The organism is Brevibacillus sp. AG162 (genome assembly GCF_006715575.1).
GTDB classification, from domain to species: domain Bacteria; phylum Bacillota; class Bacilli; order Brevibacillales; family Brevibacillaceae; genus Brevibacillus; species Brevibacillus brevis.
Window position 1 is genome coordinate 563,777 of record NZ_VFNO01000003.1, and the last position, 23,666, is coordinate 587,442.

At 48.2% G+C, this 23,666-nt stretch carries 17 protein-coding genes; 13 read left to right on the forward strand and 4 right to left on the reverse strand.

Annotated features, from left to right (window positions below):
* Positions 1-40 precede the first annotated feature (40 nt).
* On the forward strand, positions 41-2,005 hold the full coding sequence (locus FB479_RS12700; protein ID WP_142065420.1) for an ATP-dependent DNA helicase: 1,965 nt from the start codon (positions 41-43) through the stop codon (positions 2,003-2,005).
* 43 nt (positions 2,006-2,048) lie between these two features.
* Here the strand turns inward: FB479_RS12700 and FB479_RS12705 are convergent, their stop codons facing one another.
* Positions 2,049-3,659, reverse strand: a complete 1,611-nt coding sequence (locus FB479_RS12705; RefSeq protein ID WP_142065422.1) for a multicopper oxidase family protein — start codon at positions 3,657-3,659, stop codon at positions 2,049-2,051.
* 220 nt (positions 3,660-3,879) lie between these two features.
* Here FB479_RS12705 and FB479_RS30505 point away from each other — a divergent pair, with 220 nt between their 5' ends.
* The 3 genes from FB479_RS30505 (at position 3,880) to FB479_RS12720 (ending at position 8,162) form a co-directional block, all read left to right on the forward strand.
* Positions 3,880-4,410: a hypothetical protein gene (locus FB479_RS30505; protein WP_185746358.1), complete on the forward strand. Its 531-nt coding sequence runs from the start codon at positions 3,880-3,882 to the stop codon at positions 4,408-4,410.
* Positions 4,411-5,026: 616 nt separating this feature from the next.
* Positions 5,027-7,102, forward strand: a complete 2,076-nt coding sequence (locus FB479_RS12715) for an acyltransferase family protein (RefSeq protein WP_142065423.1) — start codon at positions 5,027-5,029, stop codon at positions 7,100-7,102.
* 172 nt (positions 7,103-7,274) lie between these two features.
* Positions 7,275-8,162, forward strand: coding sequence for a DMT family transporter (locus FB479_RS12720; protein ID WP_106655078.1), 888 nt, complete (start codon positions 7,275-7,277; stop codon positions 8,160-8,162).
* A 71-nt stretch (positions 8,163-8,233) separates the two neighbouring features.
* Here the strand turns inward: FB479_RS12720 and FB479_RS12725 are convergent, their stop codons facing one another.
* The 3 genes from FB479_RS12725 to FB479_RS12735 form a co-directional block, all read right to left on the reverse strand.
* Positions 8,234-8,761, reverse strand: a complete 528-nt coding sequence (locus FB479_RS12725) for a GNAT family N-acetyltransferase (RefSeq protein ID WP_142065425.1) — start codon at positions 8,759-8,761, stop codon at positions 8,234-8,236.
* A 48-nt stretch (positions 8,762-8,809) separates the two neighbouring features.
* The gene (locus FB479_RS12730) at positions 8,810-9,748 is read right to left on the reverse strand and encodes an alpha/beta hydrolase (RefSeq protein ID WP_142065427.1); all 939 of its coding nucleotides are present in this window, start codon (positions 9,746-9,748) and stop codon (positions 8,810-8,812) included.
* A gap of 174 nt (positions 9,749-9,922) precedes the next feature.
* Positions 9,923-11,233: a helix-turn-helix domain-containing protein gene (locus FB479_RS12735; RefSeq protein ID WP_142065689.1), complete on the reverse strand. Its 1,311-nt coding sequence runs from the start codon at positions 11,231-11,233 to the stop codon at positions 9,923-9,925.
* Between the two features lie 399 nt (positions 11,234-11,632).
* On the opposite strand from FB479_RS12735, the gene FB479_RS12740 reads away from it, so the two are divergent.
* The 9 genes from FB479_RS12740 (at position 11,633) to msrA (ending at position 23,635) form a co-directional block, all read left to right on the forward strand.
* Positions 11,633-12,565, forward strand: a complete 933-nt coding sequence (locus tag FB479_RS12740; protein ID WP_106655083.1) for an ABC transporter permease — start codon at positions 11,633-11,635, stop codon at positions 12,563-12,565.
* A 3-nt stretch (positions 12,566-12,568) separates the two neighbouring features.
* A complete protein-coding gene (locus tag FB479_RS12745) occupies positions 12,569-13,513 on the forward strand; it encodes an ABC transporter permease (RefSeq protein WP_142065429.1) in 945 nt (314 codons plus the stop codon).
* A 28-nt stretch (positions 13,514-13,541) separates the two neighbouring features.
* Positions 13,542-14,561, forward strand: a complete 1,020-nt coding sequence (locus FB479_RS12750; protein WP_106655087.1) for an ABC transporter ATP-binding protein — start codon at positions 13,542-13,544, stop codon at positions 14,559-14,561.
* Complete coding sequence (locus tag FB479_RS12755) at positions 14,562-15,509, forward strand: ABC transporter ATP-binding protein (protein WP_142065431.1); 948 nt, start codon at positions 14,562-14,564, stop codon at positions 15,507-15,509.
* Positions 15,510-15,545: 36 nt separating this feature from the next.
* Complete coding sequence (locus tag FB479_RS12760; protein ID WP_106655091.1) at positions 15,546-17,174, forward strand: peptide ABC transporter substrate-binding protein; 1,629 nt, start codon at positions 15,546-15,548, stop codon at positions 17,172-17,174.
* Positions 17,175-17,254: 80 nt separating this feature from the next.
* Positions 17,255-19,057 carry a S9 family peptidase gene (locus FB479_RS12765; RefSeq protein ID WP_142065433.1) on the forward strand — a complete coding sequence of 601 codons (1,803 nt, stop codon included), beginning with the start codon at positions 17,255-17,257 and terminating at the stop codon, positions 19,055-19,057.
* A 5-nt stretch (positions 19,058-19,062) separates the two neighbouring features.
* Positions 19,063-21,078, forward strand: coding sequence for a S9 family peptidase (locus FB479_RS12770; RefSeq protein WP_142065435.1), 2,016 nt, complete (start codon positions 19,063-19,065; stop codon positions 21,076-21,078).
* A 31-nt stretch (positions 21,079-21,109) separates the two neighbouring features.
* Complete coding sequence (locus FB479_RS12775; protein ID WP_106655096.1) at positions 21,110-22,489, forward strand: M20/M25/M40 family metallo-hydrolase; 1,380 nt, start codon at positions 21,110-21,112, stop codon at positions 22,487-22,489.
* 174 nt (positions 22,490-22,663) lie between these two features.
* The gene (msrA, locus tag FB479_RS12780) at positions 22,664-23,635 is read left to right on the forward strand and encodes a peptide-methionine (S)-S-oxide reductase MsrA (protein WP_106655098.1); all 972 of its coding nucleotides are present in this window, start codon (positions 22,664-22,666) and stop codon (positions 23,633-23,635) included.
* Positions 23,636-23,666: the final 31 nt, after the last annotated feature.

Genomic DNA, 23,666 nt, shown 5'->3' on the forward strand with positions numbered 1-23,666 from the left:
ATGCTTGACGATTCTTTTCATTATTGGAGGCAGGTCACAATTGGAACGTTATCCTTTTGCCTACGATCCGTCCCAGCCGTTCATCCCTCAGGTGAGCGATTGGGTAGCGGACGTTTTTTATGAAGTATTGCCTGAAGCTGGATTCGAGGTGCGTGATGAGCAAATCTACATGGCTTTTCAGCTTGAACGGGCTTTTATAGAAAAGCAAACGATTTTTGCAGAGGCGGGAGTAGGCACGGGAAAAACATTGGCTTACTTACTGTACGCCATCTGCTATGCACGATATACCAGAAAGCCAGCCATCATTGCCTGTGCGAATGAGTCGTTGATTGAGCAGCTCGTAAAACCGGAGGGCGATATTGCCAAACTGGCTCGCCATCTCAACCTGACGATTGACGCGAGACTCGGAAAATCTCCGGATCAATATGTCTGTTTGCGCAAGCTGGATGAAGCACGATTCCAGCCCGAGACAGGAGAAGCTTTCCAGCATATTTATCAAGAACTGCCATCATTTGTCCATACACATGAGGCGTTGCAATCGTTTTACCCGTACGGGGATCGCAGCACATATCCTCATCTGGGTGATCAAGAATGGGCGCAGATGAATTGGGATACTTTTCAGGATTGCTTTGTGTGCGACAGACAGCACCGCTGTGGGCAGACCCTTTCCAGAAATCATTACCGCCAGTCAGCCGATTTGATCATCTGCTCCCATGACTTTTATATGGAGCATGTGTGGACCTATGAGATCCGCAAGCGTGGAGGTCAGCTACCGTTGCTGCCACCGCATAGCTCGGTTATCTTTGACGAGGGTCATCTGTTGGAGCCTGCTGCCCAAAAAGCATTGACATACAAGCTGAATCACTCCGTGTTCGAAGAAACGATTACGCGTGTCTTGAAGGGTGAGATCAGGGAAGAGCTCGCTATTGCTATTGAAGAAGCTATTGCCCAGAGCGAAGAAATGTTCTCCCAACTGAACGAAGAGAGCAAGGCTGTGAAGGGCTCCAACCGTAAAGAAATCCATTTTCATCCGGAACTCATTGCAACCATCCACCGATTTACGAGCCTTGTCAGTTGGATTGAAGAAGAGCTGGCGTTAGAGGGTGGTCTGTATACGTTGGACGAGTTCCAGCTGCGAATTGTCGAAGAGCATCTGGAAATGATGCAGCTGGCCCTGGGGCTTTTCCAAGACCCGGATCACGTCATTTCCTGGATGAGTGAAGAGATTACAGGGCCAACCTTGGTCGTCATGCCAAAAAAGGTGCAGGAAGTACTGGAAGAGCGCGTATTCTCTCAAAAGATGCCGATTGTCTTCTCGTCGGCGACTTTATCTGTTGATGGATCGTTCAAGTATGTGGCGGACAGCTTGGGCATTGAGCAATACCTGTCTTTCTCGGTGGCTTCTCCATACGAGTACGACAAGCAAATGGAGGTTTACGTACCAACACTTTCTGCGACCGACTCCTTTGCGGAAAAAATGAGCCAGGCTACCCAATTGCTGCAAAAATTAGCCGGTAGTGCGCTTCTGTTGTTTTCCTCCATGGAGGAATTACAGCAATTCAAGGCCGCCATCAAAAACGAGCCTGCCTGTACGGATCTGCGATTCTTGTTTGAAGGAGATGCGGAAATCAGCCATTTGATCTCTCAGTTCCAAAACGACGAGAAAAGCAGTCTCTGTGCGGTGAGCCTGTGGGAGGGGCTGGATGTTCCGGGGCCTTCACTGTCCAACGTGATCATTTGGTCACTGCCATTCCCGCCGAATGATCCGGTGTTCACAGCAAAACGAAAAAGTGCAGCGAATCCTTTCGAAGAGGTCGATTTGCCTTACATGCTGCTGAGACTGCGTCAAGGCATCGGGCGCTTGATCCGTTCTCGAGAGGATAGCGGTCTGGTATCGATCTTGAGTCCGCAATTGAGCCAAAATGACCAGCTGAGACAGCAAGTAAAGGATGTTTTTCCGACTGGCGTAGAGTGGAAAACGTCTTTGGAAGATGTATTGGCGTAAGGAAAAAGCAGGAAGCCATGAAGGCTCCTGCTTTTTTCTATGGCTATTCCGGCATGTTGCCTACTGTAGGGTCGACGACGAAATCTGGCTTGAAGCCTTCATATTTTACTTCGGATACCATTCCTTGCGCAGCATGGCCCAAATCGTGGCAGTGGAACATCCAGTCTCCTGGATTGTCAGCTTCAAAGGCGACTACGTAGGATTCACCCGGTAAAATGTTCAGCGTATCCTTGACCAGAGGGGAGCCTGTGATAGGCTGTCCGTTTTTGCTCAATACTTGGAAGAAATGTCCGTGCAAATGCATTGGGTGGATATCTTTTGGTGATTTGTTCACCATTGTGACTTTGACCAGATTGCCTTTTTTGACGTTGAGCGGAGGGACATCCGGGAACGTTTTTCCATTGATGGTAAAGGCCATTTTTCCATCAGCCGTTTCCGTGTTCAGATCCATTTGATACGTAATGTCATACTTCTGCTCCAGCGTAAAGCTGCTTTTTGCCGCCTCGCCGTATTTGGTAATGTCTATCGTTGGCATGTCGCCAGCTTCAGATTTGGCTGTTTTTGTTTCCGAGCCTTCGTAGACGATGGGCACGACCAGTGACTTGGCGCCTGGATTTGTGCTGCGCTCCTCCAATAACCATTTGCCAGGATTGTTTGCGACGAATTCGAGATCATATCGTTCGCCTGGTCCGATATTGAGGAGCTGGCCTCCCACGAGGGGCGGATTGTTGATGGGCTGCCCGTCTGTTGCCACGATTTTAAATTCATGACCTTGCAGGTTCAGCTTGTGGTTCAAGTATCCGGCATTGATCAGGCGGATTCTGACTTTCTCTCCTTCTTTAACAGATAGCGGCTGGATTGCAGGGCCTGTTTTTCCGTTTACTGAAAAGATTGTATACATTAAAGGCATCATCTCAGCGTCACTCATGGGCATCTCCATACCGGACATGTTGTGACCGCCAGAGGATGAGCTATCGGAAGTAGGGGGCATCGTGCCGTGGCTCATGCCACTTCCGTGCATTTCCGCCATGCTATCGTCCTGCATCCATTCATCGAGAACGAGGGTAAAGTCCTTGTCAGCTGGCTCTGGTGTAGCCGGTTCTACCACAAGTGAACCATACAAGCCTTTATCTACCTGCTTGGCGCTGTTTTGATGCGAGTGGTACCAGTATGTCCCGGCAACGTCCACCTTGAATTTGTAGGTGAAGCTTTCGTTTGGTCTTACGGCATTTTGGGTCACGCCAGGGATTCCGTCCATGTTATTCGGGACGGGTAAGCCATGCCAGTGAATGGTGACCGGCTCGGGCAATTCGTTTTTCAACGTCACGCTGATGGTTTCCCCTTGTTTGACACGAAGCTGTGGACCTGGAACGGTTCCGTTGTACGTCCATGCGTTTTTCATGGTCTTGTCATCGAGGTGGAGCATATTTTCTTTTGCCGTGAGGGTAAACGTATTTCCTGTAAGTACCTCCATCGACGAGTCGCTGGAAGCAGACATCTGCTGCGGTTGCGTTTCTGCTGCTGTTTGGGGTGAAGCATTCATGTTGTGTCCATTATGATCCATCGTGGGATTGTCAGTGGAGCAAGCGGATAACAGCAAAACGCCACCTAGAACGATAGGATAAGCCCATGGGCGTATTTTCCGTTTGTTCATGTGCACTTTTTCCTCCTTTGAGCTGTTGGAGAAAGCGTACCAAACGATTGTGTAGAAAACATGAAGACAAAGATGTATGACACTTCTGTTACGCATTGTGCAAAAATGGGAAAGTAAGCGTGAACAAATGCTATAATGGAGTATCGTACATACAAGTAATCAGTAGAATCGGACAGGGATGGTGTTCACGTTTGGGTAACGTAGATTTTGCGAGCTTGCCTTGGAATATTTTTTGGGTTGGAGTCGCTTATTTTTTGGTCACAGGAGTCTTTTTCTGTCTTGGATTTATGCGATTGCTTTCCGAACGGGTGAAAAGTGGCATCGTATGCATGGTGATTGCGGTTGTCAGTGGTGGTTTTTTCTTGAATTATTTGTTTACTCATCACATTTAAATCTTGATAATCAAGCGGAAATCCTCGTCGGTGCTGGTAATCGATGGGGATTTTATTTTTATCTTGTGTTTCCCGTTTCGATTGGCGAAAATGGAAGTGACAGGGGAATAACCGGGTTGATGTCGCTTTCCTTCGGGGGATACCGATTCCAAAGCAACCATTCCTCACAAATTGGAACAGACTATACATACAAGCTTTTGGATTGGGCATTACATCAAGCAAAAACTTATTGGCTCAAAGGTTTATCAACAAATGACAATCAAGAATGTCAATACAACTCGCAAAAATTTGGGAACGGATGCAGGCTGTTGATCCGTAAATCTTTTGTGACAAGTAAACACGTTGCATTTTGCATCTGACAGTGGTGGTCTGCGATGATCTACAATCGTGAAGCTGATGGGGGAAAGTATACCAGCAGCTTCTTTTTTTGTTCCGCGTTTTTACCGGGAAAAAACATGGTCAGAATGTAAACAGTTTGTAACGAGTTATCCCCCGAAACCGTCATATAATCAGGTTACAAACAACGATTCAGCAAGCGTACAACGCAAGACAAGTACCGGGTAATTTCCTTGTGAGACCATCCAATATAAGGAAGGTGTGATGCATATATAAGGGAGTAATCGAACAGAAAACAACAAGATAGTGAGTAGTTCATCACATCCTGAATACGGGCAACGATGATGGGAAGAATTCATTTTCCATAAAGATAATGAACGAGACCAACCCCCGTTTTCGCACGATTTCAAAAAACAGGGGTTTTTGCATTCATAGAGCACGCAATTCCCGATGTGTAATGACTGCCCCCAACAACAAATGATGAAAACAGAACGGAAGTAAAAGGGGAGAATGCAATGTTTTGCATGGCGAGCACGAAGAATCACCATAAAAAAATAAAAAGGACGATGGGTACGAAAAGAATCAATAATCAGAACGAATTAATCACTCGCCAACATGCAACGATAGGAGGCCACCAGCATGCCTGAACCGATCAAAGGCTCCAGCAGTCGATACATGGCTGGGATCGACGGGCTTCGTGCGCTGGCGGTACTCGCAGTCATTATTTATCACTTGAATTACGATTGGGCACCCGGTGGATTGTTGGGTGTCGGTATTTTCTTCGTTTTATCGGGATATCTGATTACCGACTTATTAATTGCAGAATGGAATCGGAATGGCAGACTCGATATGAAAGACTTTTGGTTGCGCCGTGCCAGAAGACTGCTCCCAGCGCTTTTCCTCATGCTGTTTGTGGTGATGGCAGGGGTAGCCATCTTTTCGCCAGCTCAGTTGGACACCATCCGCGGAGATGTAGGAGCAGCCGTTCTGTACGTGAGCAATTGGTGGCTTGTCTTTCATGACGTATCTTATTTTGAAAAATTCGGTCCGCCTTCACCATTAGGCCATCTGTGGTCATTGGCAGTAGAAGAACAGTTTTATGTCATTTGGCCACTCGTACTCGCTTTGGGACTCCGCTTCCTGAAGCGCAGGGGGCCAATCATGATCATTACTTTGGCGCTGGCTGCACTATCCGCCATCTCCATGGCTGTTTTGTATGAGCCAGGTCTTGATCCGAGTCGTGTTTATTACGGAACGGACACACGGGTATTCGGGTTGCTGATCGGTGCCGCCCTCGCCATGATGTGGCCGAGTCGCATGCTTACGACGAACATTTCACAAAAAGCGCGAATGACGCTTGATCTAAGCGGTCTCTTGAGCTTAGGGATTCTTTTGTACAGTATTTGGAACACGAATCAATATGATGATTATTTGTACGAGGGCGGGCTCGTCCTTTTGTCTGTCGTCAGTGCCGTGTTGGTCGCCGTACTCGCACATCCGGCAAGCAGCTTGGCGAAATGGATGGGCTGCAAGCCTTTGCGCTGGATTGGCGTTCGATCTTACGGTATTTATTTGTGGCATTACCCTGTTATCGTGTGGACGAATCCGATTTTAGCGGAATGGGAGTGGATGACGGTACCTGGAGCGGTTTTGCAGCTCCTCGCAAGCATTTTGCTGGCATCGCTGTCATGGAAATATCTCGAAGAGCCAATTCGCTATGGTGCATTAGGCAGAATCTGGTATCGTTCCAATAAGGCAGGGCAGAAAACAAAACGATTAAACCGTGTATTGGCAACTGGTTGCGCGATTGCTCTTTGTGTCACGTATTATGGGATCGCTTCGCTCACGTCAGATGCGACCGCCGGAAATGTGACGCAGACACAGCCAACGCAGACTGTCACCGAGACAAAGATCCCCGACAAGCCCCTTGGTCCTGAGGTGCCAATCATAGAGAAGAAGCCGGAAACGGTTCAAAAACCAGCTACTCCACCAGCAAAACCGAAAAACGAGCAGAAACCAAATAACAACACACAAAAACAGAAGCCTGTGGAGAAGCAGAAAGATTCGAATGCTTCCAAACAGCCTGACCCAAAACAAGAATCGATAAAAGCAATTGGCTCCGGTAAAGGAATCACTGTAGTTGGTGACTCTGTGATGATTGACGTGGCTCCTTATCTGGAGAAGCTATTGCCAGGGATCGTCGTTGATGCCAAAATCGGAAGGCAAATGTCCCAAGCTCCTGAGGTGATTGCCCAGCTCAAGGCAAAAGGGCAATTGGGAAATCGTGTTGTGATTGAATTAGGCTCGAACGGCGCATTTAGTAAAGGGCAGCTCGATAAGCTGCTGCAATCACTGGATGGCGTCGAGCAAATCATTCTGGTCAACTCTCGCGTACCTAAACCGTGGGAAAGCGTCGTGAATAAGATGCTAGCGGAAACTGCTGCTGCCTACCCGCATGTCGTTCTTGTGGATTGGTATGCGGCAAGTGAAGGGCAGAGCTCTTACTTTTACAAAGACGGTGTTCACCCGAATAAGGAAGGCTCGCAAAAATACGCGGCACTCGTGGCGAGTGCAATCGCGCCGACGAAGCCAGAGAAGAAGCCGGAAGTGAAAGAGGAAGAGAAAGCGGCAGATACGGCAGTAGAAGAGGAAGGGCAGATGGAAGGGGCACTGGAGGCAACGGAGGAAACCCCCGTGGAAGAAATGGTGCAATGAAATTAGGAAGACCAGTGAATGCAAAGGTTCACTGGTCTTTTTCCGTAGCTCGGTTGTACAGCTAAACATAATTTTCATCAAACAATAGCAGATCAGCTCATGGACTTTTTTCGCACTCTCCTGTACGATAGCTAACGGAAGAATAATGCATCGGGTGAAAGAAGGAACAATCATGATTCGGTCGTACTTGCTGTTGCTTTTTTGTGTGACGCTGTGGGGCAGTAATTTTGTGTTTGGAAGCATGCTGGTCAAAGAGTTTCCTCCGCTGTTTTTGGCAGATGTACGCTTGCTTTTCACGTCTGTGTTTCTGATCATTTACGCGTGGCTAACCAAAAAATTCGTAAAAATCACCGCTCGTGAGCTAGGGCTTCTTGTTTTGCTCGGATTGATCGGGACGTTGGCAAATCAAACAGCGTATTTCAACGGGCTCTTGACGACTGACGCGACAACGGCATCGTTGATTCTTTCCTTGTCGCCAATCGTTACCGCAGTGCTGGCCTCTTTGTTTTTGAAGGAGCAGTTTACCTTGCGGATGAAGATTGGGTCTGGGTTGGCGCTCCTGGGAACATTCTTCGTAGTCGGTATTGGGGCAGGACTCTCCATTTCCAAAGGAGTCTTTCTCATTGTGATTGCCATGGTCACATTCTCGTCTTCCATGATCATCATTCGCAAACTGACGCAAACGATACAGCCGTTTATTGCCACCGTGTACTCGACGACGGTTGGCACTTTGTTTTTGACTCCTGCGGCCCTGTTGACGATCGAGCCCGGGGCGCAGATCAGCCACGAACTGTGGGCATGGGCGATGCTCATTTTGACCGCGATCCTTATGCAAGGAATATGTGGAATCGTCTGGAATCAACAATTAAAAGTGGTAGGGACGGGCAAAGCAGCTATTTTTCTTAACTTGCAGCCCTTTGTAGCGATGCTGGTCGGGTTTTTGCTGCTTGGTTCGCAGGTGACGTCGATTCAAGTGGGAGGTTCCTTGTTGATCGTCGTGGGTGTGATTGTTGCCAGTGTTCAAAAGAAACAATCTGTTCAGCCATCTAAATCAGTATAGAGCTTACTTGCTCATAAGAAAAGGACCTGATGCGAAGGTCCTTTTTTGCATGGAAGGAATACGAATGGACACTATACGAATTTGTACATCAGGACATCATCTGCGTATTCATTCTCAGCCAACTTGAATTCTTTCACTTTTCGTCCTTCTTCCACAAATCCAAGGCTTTTGTATAAAGCAATCGCTCTCAGATTGTTGGAGAACACCCCTAAGCTCACTTTTTCAATGAGCGGATGTTGCTCAGCCCAAGCTAACAACTCCTTCAATAATACCTTGCCGATGCCCTTATTTCTGTGAGCTTTCTGGATCATCATCGTGATCGAACCTGTATGAGACAAACGTTTGCGAGCCGGAGAAGCGAACACGACCATACCAGCCAATTCACCGTTTACTTCTGCTACGAACATGGTTTCCCTGTCATTGTCGATGATGCTTTGTATCCACGCAAGCTGCTGCTCCATGGTTTTGTTGAACTCTTCGGGAACAGCAATAAAAAATTCGCCTTCGCAAACCACATCACGCTGCAAAGATAAAATGGCTGCCGCATCCTCGATACGAACGAAGCGAATGGTCACTTTGTCTTCTGTATGTCTAGTCAATGATTTCACCCCAGTTCGCGGGCTTCCGCTTTGTTTATTCAATACGGCCTATATTTTGAAAGCTTTTCGCAATTGTGCCGACATCTCATCTAACGATTCTTGCGCTTGCTTGATAGTAGTATGGAATCCGATGAAGGAATGGATCAAGCCTTGTTCATTTCGGTAGACGACATCGACACCGCTATCGCGTAGCTTGTCTGCATACGCTTTTCCGCCATCTCGCAAAGGGTCGTATTCGGCTGTAATCACCATGGCAGGAGGCAGACCAGTGAGATCGGCTCCGCTGATTGGATCAAGATATGGATTTTGGAGATCGGCAGGTGGTAGATAATGAGAGAGGAACCAATTCAGCAATTCCACATCCATCAAATAGCCACTCGCATTTTCCTGCATGGATCGATAGGGAGTGGTGTCCACAATTCCTACGGCAGGATAGATTAACAATTGATAAACGATAGATGGGCCCTGTCGCTCTTTAGCCATGAGACTCACTACTGCTGCAAAATTACCTCCGGCGCTATCTCCGCCTACGGCTATCCGCGATGGGTCAATGCCAAACTGATCAGCATGGCTTGAAATATAGAGGAGAGAATCATAGGCATCTTCCAAACCAGCAGGAAAAGGATGTTCCGGAGCGAGCCGATAATCGATAGAAATGACCACACATTTTGCGTTATTTGCGAAGTTGCGACATACCGAGTCTACCGTTTCGAGATTGCCGATCACGAATCCGCCTCCATGATAGTACACGAGTGCAGGGAAGGGTGCATCTCCTTCTGGTGTGTATATGCGAATCGAAATAGAACGGCCTTCTAAGGGAAGCGATAGATTCTCGACCTTTTTTACCTGTTCACGTTCCACGCCTGAATCTCGATTTTGATCAGTCGCCATTCTCATAATCTGTGGTGTCAATTGGTTGAAATCAACATCATGGCGTGAGCGGTTGAAGACGTCTAATATTTGTTGAATCTGGGGATGAACGGGCATGTGTATGACCCCCTAATCGTATGATTTTTGGATAGATTAACATGCATGACCAGAATGGAAAGAGGAGAGAGCTGAACAATCTGAAAGAAACAGCACGAGAAAAAGCGCAAACAATGATCCACAAAAGAATTTTTCTGGAAATCACAAGCTTACGCCTTTCTCATGGAGAAACAATTATGTGGTTTGTGGGGAGGGGAGGATACGATAAATCTTCCGTGGGCGCCCTCGGTTTGTAGGCGTTTCTTCCCCAATAAGTTCGATGATGTTGTGCTCTGCTAAATCACTTAGTATTCTTCGCGCATTGCGAGGAGTCATGCCTATCCATTCCGCGATCATCGAAGCGCTGATATATTTTTGCCCCAGTGCTTTTTGAACGGAAATAATTTTGTTAAACGTCGTAATACTGACCCCGGCTTTTTTCAGATTTTCGCTCATTTCTTTGTCCTGTGTCCAATATTCGTAACTGATGCTGTTCGTTTGACGCAGCGGTCCTTCAATCGAACCGTCATGGTCGACGAGAATGGCGGCATCTCTATGGTTTTTGGCATGGCCGAGAGCGAGCTGTGCATTGCGCTCAGCAGACAATGCTGTGACACCGAAGCCGATTCCCATACTGGCGTGTGAATTGGTGAGCAGCTTGATTTTTTCCAAAAGGATCGTGGGGTGAAATTCTGGATTGTCTTCGAATGAACCCCGGGTGGAAAAAATGATGAACTTGGAATTGCCAACGGCGACGAAGCTGCCTGATATCGACTCCGTATAATCCAGTACTAGCTCTTGTAGCTTCAGGTCAAGGCGGCGCAGCTCGTAGGCGTTTGCAGGTTCGTTCACAAGCTTTTCTATGTCGGTTACTTCAATCAATTGAACAGCAATTTGGGAGCGCTTGAAATGAAGTGTCTCGCCCTCCTGCAAAATCTGCTTGAAAATCTCGCGGAAGGTTAGGCGAGTGAAGCCCATGCGGTATACCTTGATTCCTCGTCGCTTCAATTCTTCGGTGACGGATAGCATACCCGTAACACAAGCGTCTACCTTGCCCTCTTGGATGAGGCGGGTGTGATAGTCGACCAAGTGAGCGGTCAGTCTGAATTCTTGATACGGATTCAGATATGGATTCTCACACTGCATGCCCAATTCCTCCAAGGTTTCACGAAAATGTGCCTCCGATACCGTATCGAAGCTCACACGATCTAATGTAAAACCATCTCGGTATACCATTTCGAGCAAGACTTTCGTAAGCACACTCGCATTGATTTGCGGAAAAAATGCTTTTTGTTTCCGAATATGCTCTTTAGCGATGGAATAGGGACCGACCCCCGAGAAGAACCAGATGTCTATTTCCATTTCATTTTCAGTTACGATGGTCGCTACTTCTTCTACTCGTTGATAAATATGGGGGATGAGCGTCATGCGATCGGAAAACTCACGTCCCACAGCTACCATTAATTCTACGGAATCTTTTGGACCCACTATGCCAACTTTACTAATCATCATGTCCTCCAACTAAGGGTTAAACTACCGGATAAACAATTCGTCACGCAGGAGTTCCATCCTCTTTTCGGCATCCTTGTATGTAAGTCTTTCTTATTTAAGGACGATATATCTCCTTGAAATGGGCGAGATAGCTGTAAAAGACCAGCAAAATTTTTAATAGGGATGTTTTAGGGAAAATTTCCGTATTAATCGTTGTATATTTGACAACTTTCAGCAAATTCCTTTATGAATCGATGTAAAAAATAAAAAAATCAGAATTGACATTAAATAATGACAGCACTATATTGTTGAATTAAGGAATGTTTTAGGTCATTTTCCGTTAAAGAGGTTGTTCAAAAAGGAGGGTAAATTTTCTTAATCTTTTTGCAAGTCTGGACTAGGGGGCTCGTATAGATGTCGCGTTATTTACTTAAAAGAATTCTGATGATGGTACTCACCTTGTGGATTATTGTAACGTTGACCTTTAGCCTGATGCATATGATCCCTGGTGATCCATTCGCGTCAGAGTCAGATCAGTTGCCCGAGCAAATTTTGTTGAATCTGCGTGCCAAATACAATCTGGATGAACCGCTGCCGATGCAGTATATCCTTTATCTAAAAAGTTTGGTCATGTTGGATTTAGGACCTTCTATTAAGTCGGAGACACGCGGTGTCAATGATATGATCAAAGATGGCTTCGGAGCATCTGCACTGATCGGTTTGCAGGCGATAGCGGTTGCCCTTTTTTTCGGACTTTTATTCGGAACAATTGCGGCATTAAACCGAAATACCTGGATTGATTATGCGGCAATGGTCATGGCCGTATTAGGAATTGCTGTACCCAGCTTCATCATGGCGCCATTGCTCATTAATTACTTGGCAATCAAATGGCCGTTATTCCCAGTAGCGACGCTTACCAGCTGGAAACACTCGGTTCTGCCTTCGCTCGCACTTGCTTTTGGACCGTTAGCCATCATTACACGCTATATGCGGACGAGCATGATCGACGTGATGAACCAGAATTACATACGGACAGCTGAGGCAAAAGGAATTCCGACTTTTCTGATAGTAGTCAAGCATGGAATCCGCAACGCGATTTTGCCGATCGTCACGTTTATGGGACCGCTTATCGCCGGGTTGTTAACCGGAACGTTCGTCGTCGAAAAGATTTTTGCGGTACCGGGGATCGGCAAGTACTTCGTCGATGGCATTTTCAATCGAGATTATCCCGTTATTCTGGGAACGACAGTATTCTACAGCGCCATCCTGGTGCTCATTATCTTCTTGATTGATCTGGCCTACATGTTCATCGATCCACGAATCAAACTATCGAGCAGGGGGAGGTAGCCAATGGCGGTAGATCAATCAGTAAATGAGTTGTTTCGACCTAGAGCTCAAAAAGCAGATGGACAGATCGCCCAGATGCGACCGAGCCTGACTCATTTTCAACAAGTAACGAGAAAGCTTGTCAGAAACAAGCTGGCAATGGTGGGTTTGACCCTGATTGTTTTACTGATTGCCATGGCGATCATTGGACCACATCTCGTTCCGTACAGCTATTCCGATCAGAGTCTCTTGAATGCGAATCAGGAAATTTCGAGCGAGCATTGGTTCGGAACAGATGAGCTGGGACGCGACATGTTTTCACGGACATGGTACGGAGCGCGGATCTCACTGATTATCGGAATCTCGGCAGCGTTAATTGACTTAATCATAGGTGTCACCGTCGGCGGTATTGCCGGATACATGGCTGGTCGAGGCAAAAAGGGAGACCGAATCGATACGATCATCATGCGATTGATTGAGGTATTGTACGGACTGCCGTACCTGCTCGTAGTAATCATGCTGATGGTTGTCATGGAGCCTGGAATTGTTACCATCATCATCGCGTTGTCCGCAACCGGTTGGGTAGGGATGGCTCGTCTCGTTCGGGGACAAATCCTGCAATTGAAAAACCAGGAGTTCATCATGGCTGCACAAGTGCTGGGTGCCAAATTCCCTCGCATTCTGTTACGCCACCTGATTCCGAACACCATCGGAGTCATCATCGTGAACTTGACGTTTACCATTCCGTCGGCGATATTTGCAGAATCTTTCCTCAGTTTTTTGGGGTTGGGTGTGCAAGCGCCAATCGCTAGCTGGGGAACGATGACGAACGATGCACTCGGTGTCATTTTGACAGGGGATTGGTGGAGACTTTTCTTCCCGGCTTTGATGATTTCTTTGACGATGTTTGCCTTCAACGTCTTTGGTGATGGCTTGCAGGACGCATTGGACCCAAGAATTCGCGAGTAACCTCGCCACGAAGATAGGAGGATCAGACATGGCGGATCATTTGCTACAAGTAGAAAACCTCCGCGTACATTTCAAAACGTACGGTGGAGAGGTACAGGCTGTACGGGGAGTTACCTTTCATGTTGATCGTGGCGAGACGCTTGCGGTAGTGGGGGAGAGTGGCTGTGGGAAGAGTGTAACCGCCCAAGCGATCATGGGCTTGATCCCGAACCCGCCAGGAAGAATCGTGGATGGTCAGATTCGTTTTGACGGAAAAGTCATCACGGGGATGAGCAAGAAGGAATTGCTTTCGGTTCGTGGGGCCGAGATCGGGATGGTCTTCCAGGACCCGATGACGGCACTCAACCCGACGATGAAGGTTGGGGCCCAAATCGTCGAGGGATTTGTTCGTACCCATCAGGTCAGCAAAGAAGAGGCGCGTAAAAAAGCGATGGAGATGCTTCGTCTGGTCGGTATCCCCGATCCGGAAAAACGGGTCGATCAATACCCGCATGAGTTTTCCGGGGGAATGCGGCAACGTGTCGTCATCGCGATTGCACTCGCCAATAATCCAAAGCTCGTCATTGCAGATGAACCGACGACAGCATTGGATGTAACGATTCAAGCACAAATCCTGGACTTGCTCCGAGAATTGCAGGAAAAGCAGCAGCTCTCCATCGTGATGATTACACATGACTTGGGTGTCGTAGCCGAAATCGCGCATCGGGCCGTCGTTATGTATGCGGGAATTGTGGTGGAAACAGGCAAGGTAGAAGATATTTTCGCAAATCCGAAGCATCCGTACACATGGGGCTTGATGCGCTCGCTGCCGCGGATCGATGGTGTGGAAAAGGAACGCCTGGTACCCATTGAGGGAACGCCGCCAGATTTATTCCACCCGCCAAAAGGTTGTCCTTTCGCTCCGCGTTGTCAGTTTGCGATGGAAATATGCGAGCAGCAAATGCCGGACGCTTCCACATTCACCGAGGGTCACCAAGCTGCATGCTGGCTGCATGATCCACGGGCACCGAAGCTGGAAGAATTGGTGGCAGCAGGGAGGCAGGCGTAGATGAGCCAAGCGTTGGTTGAAGTCAAAAATCTAAAAAAGCATTTTGAGATCGGTAATGGAGTTACGCTAAAGGCGGTCGACGGCGTTACCTTCACGATTAATCGCGGCGAGACGCTTGGGCTTGTCGGGGAGAGCGGCTGCGGAAAGTCGACATTAGGCAGAACGATGATTCGCCTCTATGAAAATACAGATGGAGAAGTTTTGTTCAAAGGCAAAAATGCACACCGTCTAAAAGGGAAAGACGCAGAGCAGTTCCACCGCGACGTCCAAATGATTTTTCAAGACCCGCAAGCAAGTCTGAATCCGCGCATGACCGTCATGGACATTATTGCGGAGGGCTTGGATATTCATGGCTTGTCCCGTGGTGCAAGAGCGGATCGGGTCAAAGAATTGCTGGAGCTGGTTGGCTTGTCTAAGGAACATGCGAGCCGATTCCCTCATGAATTCAGCGGAGGCCAAAGGCAGCGGATCGGGATTGCCCGAGCACTTGCGGTCGAACCGGAATTTATCATCGCGGATGAACCGATTTCGGCGCTTGATGTGTCGATTCAAGCGCAGGTCGTGAATCTTTTGGAAGACTTGCAGCAGGACAGGGGGCTGACTTACTTGTTTATCGCCCACGATCTGTCCATGGTGAAGCATATTTCCACTCGAATCGGAGTGATGTACCTCGGCAAAATGGTAGAAATGGCAAACAGCTACGAGTTGTACGCAAAGCCACTTCATCCATATACACAAGCGTTGTTGTCCTCGATTCCGATTCCTGATCCGACGATCAAGCGTGAGCGCATCATTTTGCAGGGCGATTTGCCGAGTCCTGCCAACGCTCCAAGCGGTTGTGTTTTCCGAACAAGATGCCCGAAGGCCATGGAGCAATGCGCGGCACAGGTTCCTGAATGGCAGGAAGCCGCACCGAACCATTGGGTCGCTTGTCATCTCTATCAGTAGTTCGATTTTCTATCTTAATATATAGGGGGAAACAACGTGAAGAAATTAGCTGCCTTTGCCCTGTCGCTCTCGCTTGTCATTCCGGCTCTGGCTGGTTGCGGCGGTAGTGGCGAGTCAGCATCGACTGGAGGTACCACTACCCCAGGCGCTGCTGCCAAGCAAGAAGTTGTGTTCAATGCCAAGTCTGAGCCACCAGACTTGAACCCGCTCACCTCGACGGATACCACGTCCTTCTGGATCATGGATCATTTGGGGGAGGGCTTGTACACCAAGGATAAGGACGGCAATCCGATCCTGGGACAAGCCAAGGAAGTGAAGCTGTCGGATGACAAGCTCAAGTACACGTTCATTTTGCGCGACGATGTGAAATGGACCAACGGCGAGCCGGTGACAGCTGAGGATTTTGCCTACACATATATGAAGCATCTTGATCCAGCAACTGCTTCGACTACGGCTTACCTGCTCTATTACATTAAAGGAGCAGAAGCATACAACAAGGGCACAGGAAAAGCGGAAGATGTAGGTATCAAGGCTGTGGATGCAAAAACGCTCGAAATCGAGCTGGTTGCACCTACTTCATACTTTGACAAAATGCTGGCTACTCGTTACTGGCACCCAATCAACAAGAAGCAGGCGGAAGCCAATCCAAAATGGGCAGCAAATGCGGACACCTACATCTCCAATGGTGCTTACAAGCTCGTATCCTGGAAGCATGACTCCGAGCTCGTGATTGAAAAGAACGAGCATTATTGGAACAAAGCGGACGTAAAAATGGAAAAGATCACCTGGAAAATGGTGAATGACGCCACGACAGCTTATCAGATGTACAAGAGCGGTGAGCTCGACTTCAACAAAGAGATGCCATCTGACATCCTCGCCCAAGAAAAATCGAGTCCAGACTTTAAATCCGTTCCTTACTACGGTACGTACATGTACATGTTTAACGTAACGAAAGAGCCATTTACGAATAAAAAGGTTCGCAAAGCATTCGCGATGTCGCTTGACCGTAAAGCATTGTCAGAAATGGTAAGCCAAGGCGGAGAGACACCAGCTTACTCCATGGTTCCGCGTGGAGCGATGCAACCAAATGGAAAAGACTTCCGCGAAGAGGGCGGAGACTACTTCAAGGAAGATTACGAAGCAGCGAAGAAGTTGCTGGCTGAAGGTATGCAAGAAGAAGGCTGGTCCACACTGCCAGAAGTTACACTCATGTACAACACCGATGAAAGCCACAAGAAAATAGCGCAGGCGATCCAAGAAATGCTCAAGAAAAACTTGGGCGTAGAAGTGAAAATGACAAACCAAGAGTGGAAAGTGTATCTGGATACAACGAAACAAAAGAACTATCAAATGGGCCGTATGGGCTGGGTAGGTCAAATCAACGACCCTGCGTTTAACCTGGACTACTATTTGGGTGAAAGCCCGAACAACCGTACTGGTTGGGTGAACAAAGAGTATGATCAGTTGAATATGGCGGCAAAAGTAGAGCAAGACCCGAACAAGCGTATGGAACTGCTTCATCAGGCAGAAGCCATTTTGATGGATGAAATGCCATTCATTCCAGTTTACCACTACCAGCAAAACTATTTGGTGAAACCGAACTTGGAAGGGCTCACCTATCCAGTCAACGCGTTCCCAAGTGCTCGCTGGGCAACAAAAAAATAGAAAAAAAGAGGAGCTTCTCCTCTTTTTTCTCTTTACATACTCCAACGTACATCTAGCAAAAGAGGAAAGGATGATTTCTCGTGATTTTGGACTATCTGCAAGTGAAATCCGCCTATCAATTGAAGGTGGTACCGCAGCGTAGAGAGATTACCTTTTTAACGAAGCTGACAGGTATCGCACAGTTGTGGCGCTGGAATGAAGAGTCCAACCAATCGGAGCAAGTGACCTTTTTGCCTGATCGTGTGGTAGAAATTGACCATTCTCCGTGTGGAACGAAAACGATAGTTGGTATGGACAACAAGGGAGACGAGCGGCAGCAATTCTTTTTGTTAAAAGAAAATGGTGCAGTCGTGAAGCCGCTGACAGACGCTCCTGCTTATTTTCACTATTTGGGAGGCTGGTCTTTGTGTGGGCAAAAGATCGCGTGGTCCAGCAATCGTCGCAATCCGCGGAGCTTTGATATTTTTGTACAGGATGTCGAGAGTGGTGCGTATGAGGAAGTCTTCCGCTATGACGGGCGGACAGATCCAATTGGCTGGCTGCCAGACGGGACAGGACTCATTTTCAGCGTGCAGGAGACCAACATTGACAATTGCCTGTATTTGTTGAATCTGCAAACGAAGGAAGCACAAAAGCTCGCCATTTGCAGCAAACATGCGCGCTACCATTCCTTGGCACTGTCTAAAGACGGTCAGGTGGGATATCTTGTAACCGACCGCGATGAAAATACGAAAGCGTTGTGCCGCTTTTCACTGTATACAGGAGAGCTGGACCAATTGGTGCATGACCCGAAATGGGACATCGAGGAGACGAAATTATCCCCCGATGAGACGATGCTTGCCTTCACAATCAATGAAGGAGGCTACTCCGTTCTTGCTCTCTATTCCTTGACAGAGCAACGCTGGGAGCGGGTGGAGAAAGCACCGAGTGGAGTGATCTCTTCCTTGGCGTGGGTGAGTGATGATCAGCTCGCCTATACACTGAAAAGTCCTACACTTCCAGGCGACATATGGACGTACTCCATCTCAGAGCAAACCAGCCGACGTGTGACGAACATTGGTCAATCCGATGTTTTGGAGGATAAACTCATCGAGCCGGAATTGTGTAGCTTTCACTCTTTTGATGGCTTGGAGGTGCCGTACTTTCTGTATGCGAAAGATACAGCTGAAAAAGCAGAGAAAAAACCAGTCGTCGTCTACGTCCATGGCGGGCCAGAGAGCCAAATTCGACCGGAGTATCATCCCGTTTTTCAATTTTTGGCGAACGAAGGCTTTACGGTAGTAGCGCCGAATGTTCGCGGCAGTATGGGCTACGGTCGGGAATATGTCCAGCTCGATGATCGTCGCAAACGGATGGATTCTGTAGCAGATTTGGCTTGGCTGGTCAAAGATTTAGGCAACCGCCCAAGCGTTGACCCGAATGCGATCGGCATCATGGGCCGCAGCTACGGAGGCTTCATGACACTGGCTGCGCTTACGCATTACCCTGATCTGTGGGCCGCAGGTGTTGATATTGTGGGGATTTCCCACTTCAAAACCTTTCTGGAGAACACCGGGGCATGGAGACGGAGATTGCGTGAGGTGGAATACGGGTTCCTCGGCGAAGACGATGACTTTTTTGAAGAAATTGCTCCTTTGAATCATTCCCATAAGATCACGGCTCCCCTGCTTGTATTCCACGGGCGCAATGATACGCGTGTTCCTGTCAGCGAAGCAGAACAGCTCGTAGCAGATATGAGAGGCAGGGGACAAGAAGTCGATTTGCACATATTTGAGGATGAAGGTCACTTTACCGAAAAGCTAGACAATCACATCACGTTGAATCAAAAGATTTCCCAGTTCTTTTTGGAGCAACTTGCATCCACCAATAAAATCGAGGAGTGATTAGTATGACGCAAGTCAAAAGAGGCATTACGGCAGAAGATTTGTATCAAATGCGGTATGCGAGCGATCCGCAGCTATCACCAGACGGAAAAACACTTGCCTATGTGGAAAATCAAATCGACGAGTCCCACGCATACCAAAATCACTTGTTTTTACGAAGATTAGATACGGATGATCCACAGCCCCTGACGTCTGGCTCCCGCGACACCTTCCCGCGCTGGTCTCCGGATGGTTCAAAGATTAGCTTTGTCTCGAATCGCTCTGGAAAACCACAGATTTGGCTGATTGATGCAAACGGAGGAGAAGCAAGGCAGCTCACACATTGCAAAAACGGCGTCAGCAACCCGACTTGGTCGCCTGACGGCCAATACATTGTCTTCTCGTCGATCCTGGATGCAGGTGAAACATTCGCAGACCTGGAGGGAACCGAGGAAAAAGTAAATGCCAAAGCCATTCAAGTCGGAAGAATGAAGTACAAATCCGATGATCTCGGGTTCATTTATGAGAAAAACAAGCAGCTGGCCATTGTCCATGTAGAAACAGGCGAGGTTACACCACTCAGCGATGGACCTTACAATCATACGATTGGCTCCTGGTCCCCGGATGGAAAGTGGCTCGCCGTTACGGCGAACCGAGCAGAAGATCCTGATTTTCAGCATAGCATCGACGTTTTTCTCATCCCTTCGGAAGGGGGAGAATGGAAAAAGCTGACGAACAGCAAGGGGACTTTTGTCTATCCAACCTGGTCACATGACGGCAAAAAGCTAGCGTATATCGGAAGTGAATTGGACACGCATTTGCACGCGGCGCAAAAGCGCATCTGGGTGTATGATTTTGAAAAGGGCGACTATACATGCATCACAGCGGATTGGGACGTACAGGTTGGCGATTCCACCATCGGAGACATGCGCTCGCCAGGTCACCCGAATCCTGGCGCTGTATGGACAGCAGACGGAAGAGGCATGTATTTCATCGCAAGTGAGCGAGGAAATTCCGGCATTTATCACGTAACGCTGGACGGACAAGTCACGAATGTTGTAGCGGGCAACCGGAATATTTACGGCTTTTCGCTGCATGAAAATGAACAAACAGTGGTTGCTGCCATCAGTGATCCGTTTACTCCGGGTGATTTGTATCAAGTAAGTCTGAAGGACGGAGAAGAAAAACGTCTAACAGCGCTGAATGAAGAGCTATTTGCGGGCATTGAGCTCCCTGTTCCGGAAGAAATTGAATTTGTTGCAAAGGATGGCTGGAAGCTGCACGGTTGGATGCTTAAGCCTGTCGGTTTTGAAGAAGGAAAAAAATATCCGATGGTTCTGCAAGTTCATGGCGGGCCACATTCCATGTACGGAAATACGTTCTTCCACGAGTTCCAGCTGCTCGCTGCAAAAGGCTACGCCGTACTGTATACGAATCCGAGAGGGAGCTTTGGCTACGGAGAACGTTTTGTTCAGGCGTGCTGCGGTGACTATGGAGGGAACGACTACCGCGATTTGATGACGGCCGTGCAATATGCATGCGATCATTTTGATTTTGTCGATGAAGATCGCTTGGGTGTCGCAGGCGGCAGCTACGGTGGCTTCATGACAAACTGGATCGTCGGTAAAACAAATCGATTCAAAGCGGGTGTAACCGATCGGAGTATTTGCAACTGGGTAAGCTTCTACGGTGTCAGTGATATCGGTTATTACTTTACTGCCGAGGAGATTCAGGCAAACCCATTCACAAATCCGGAAAAAATGTGGCAGCATTCACCGATTCGCTTAGTGGAGAACATGGAGACGCCTCTGCTGATCATGCATGGAGAACATGACTACCGCTGCCCAATCGAACAGGCCGAGCAGCTTTATGTAACCTTGAAGCATCAAGGCAAGGCTCCGGTGTCGTTTATCCGCTTCCCGGGTGCCAGTCATGAGCTTTCCCGCAGTGGTGATCCTGAGCAACGCGTGTTGAGACTGCAATATACCACAGATTGGTTTGACAGTTATTTGGTTGCACACCAAAAAGAGAAAGTCGAATAAGCAGGTAAATGCCAGTAGGAGGTGCCCGATCATGAACAAAGAACAAGTTTTAGGTATCGTGCAAGAAAATTTGCCGCATGCAATCGAGAAGCTGAAGCAATATTTGCGTTTTCCTACGGTATCCGCACAGCATAAGGCCATCCCAGAGACGGTTGAATACGTGGTCAAGATGATTCATGAGGTTGGCGGTGAGACAAAGGTACTCGACAATCTTGGCGGCAATCCCGTTGTGTATGCGTTTTTTGCAGCAGGGAGTGAAGGAGACGCCAGCAAAACGATCCTGTTTTACGATCACTACGATGTTCAACCACCTGAGCCGTTTCATGAGTGGACCACGGAGCCGTTTGACCCTACGATAATCGATGGAAAGCTGTATGCGCGTGGTGCTGCCGACAATAAAGGTGATCTCGTCGCACGTCTGACGGCGATTCACATTTTGCAGCAGCAAGCGGGCGGTTTGCCTTGCAACATCAAGTTCCTGATCGAAGGAGAAGAGGAGATCGGCAGTCCGAATCTGGAGCCATACCTTCGAGCGTACAAGGATCTTTTCCAGGCGGATGCCTGCATTTGGGAATTCGGTGGAAAGGACGAAAATGAGCGAATCAGCATGGTTGCCGGAATCAAAGGGATGGCGTACCTTGAGCTGACCTGCGTTGGAGCGGATATCGACATGCACTCCTCAGTCGGTGCGTATGTAGACAATGCCGCATGGCGCTTGGTACAGGCATTGGCGACGATGAAAAATCAGCAAAACGAGATTTTGGTCGAAGGCTTCTTCGATGGGATCGAGGAGCCGACAGCGGATGAAAAGAAAGTCGTTTCCGAATTGCCGTTCAGTGAAGAGGCGACAGCAGCGCTATACGGTTTGAAACGCCCATTGATTACCGCGGCAAACAACGTGGACCCACGAGAAGCCATGGTTTTTCACCCGACCATGACCATTTGCGGTCTGGATAGCGGCTATACAGGAGAGGGCGCGAAGACGGTACTGCCGAAAAGCGCGAAGGCCAAGGTGGATTGCCGCCTTGTCCCAGGGCAAGATCCACAGCACATCATGAATTGCATCGAGAATCATTTGGAGAAGCATGGTTTTACGGATATTACCGTCACCATGATCAACGGACAAAAAGCGTACCGCTCCGATTTCCACCATCCATTTGTTGCTCACGTACTGGATTCGGCTCGCTTCATTTACGATCATGAACCAGTGCTTTCTCCAAACGCGGCAGGCACGGGCCCGATGTATATTTTCGGTGAACAGCTGAAGCTTCCTGTTGTCAGTACAGGGGTAGGCTGGGTTGGCTGCAAAGTACATGCGCCGAACGAATCCATCCGTTTGAAAGACTTCGAGGAAGGAATTGCGCATATGGTTGTCATGCTCTCTGGATTTGCCAAAGCGCTGCAAGAGTAGCAACAAACGAGTGAAGGATCATGCAATCCGATAGCGAAAAGGGGACCTTTCGTGTAAAAAGGTCTCCTTTTCTATTTGAACCCCCCTCGCAGCACTTCCAGAGTGGACTTTGCTTTTGCAAACCATGTACAATCGTAAATGAAAGTGTACATACATTTACAGGAGGCGAAATGCGTGAACAGCGATACACATCCATTCGAAATCGCAACCTTTGCAGGCGGATGCTTCTGGTGCATGGTCAGTCCATTTGACAAGATGCCAGGCATTCAAAAAGTCGTCTCCGGCTATACAGGCGGTCATGTCGAAAACCCAACCTATGAACAGGTATGCTCTGATACGACGGGACACTATGAAGCGGTCCAAATCACATATGATCCGTCCCTCATCTCCTACGACGAATTGCTGCAAATGTTTTGGAGACAAATCGACCCGACAGACGCTGGTGGTCAATTTGGTGATCGAGGTCAATCGTATGCGCCAGTGATCTTCTATCATAATGAAGAGCAAGAAAGGCTTGCGCAAAAATCCAAGCAAGAGCTGGATGCGAGCGGTCGTTTCCAAAAGCCCATTGCAACGCTGATTTTACCAGCCAAGCCGTTCTATCCGGCGGAGGAGTATCATCAGGACTACTATAAGAAAAATCCGGTCCGCTACCAATACTACCGCGCGGCATCAGGTAGAGCGAAATTCACTAAGGAAGCATGGCGCGACCGTACGAAGCAAGAAGAATTGAAAAAAATCTTGACCCCGCTCCAGTACGAGGTGACGCAAAATAACGGGACAGAACGTCCATTTACGAACGAATTCTGGGATCACAAGGAAGAGGGCATCTACGTAGACATCGTCTCTAATGAGCCTTTGTTCAGTTCCTTGGACAAGTTCGATTCAGGCTGCGGGTGGCCATCCTTTACAAAGCCACTGCAAGAGGAAAACGTAACCGAGCATGTGGATTTGACACATAATATGATTCGTACAGAGGTTCGCAGCAAAGAAGCAGATTCTCATCTCGGCCACGTTTTCGAGGACGGACCTGGAGAAAATGGATTGCGCTACTGCATCAATTCAGCCGCATTGCGCTTCATTCCGAAGGATCGTTTGGAAGAAGAAGGCTTCGGGGAATATAAGCGATTGTTTGAAAAAGAATAGAGTGTGGACCGCTACTCTCCGGGAAACATGG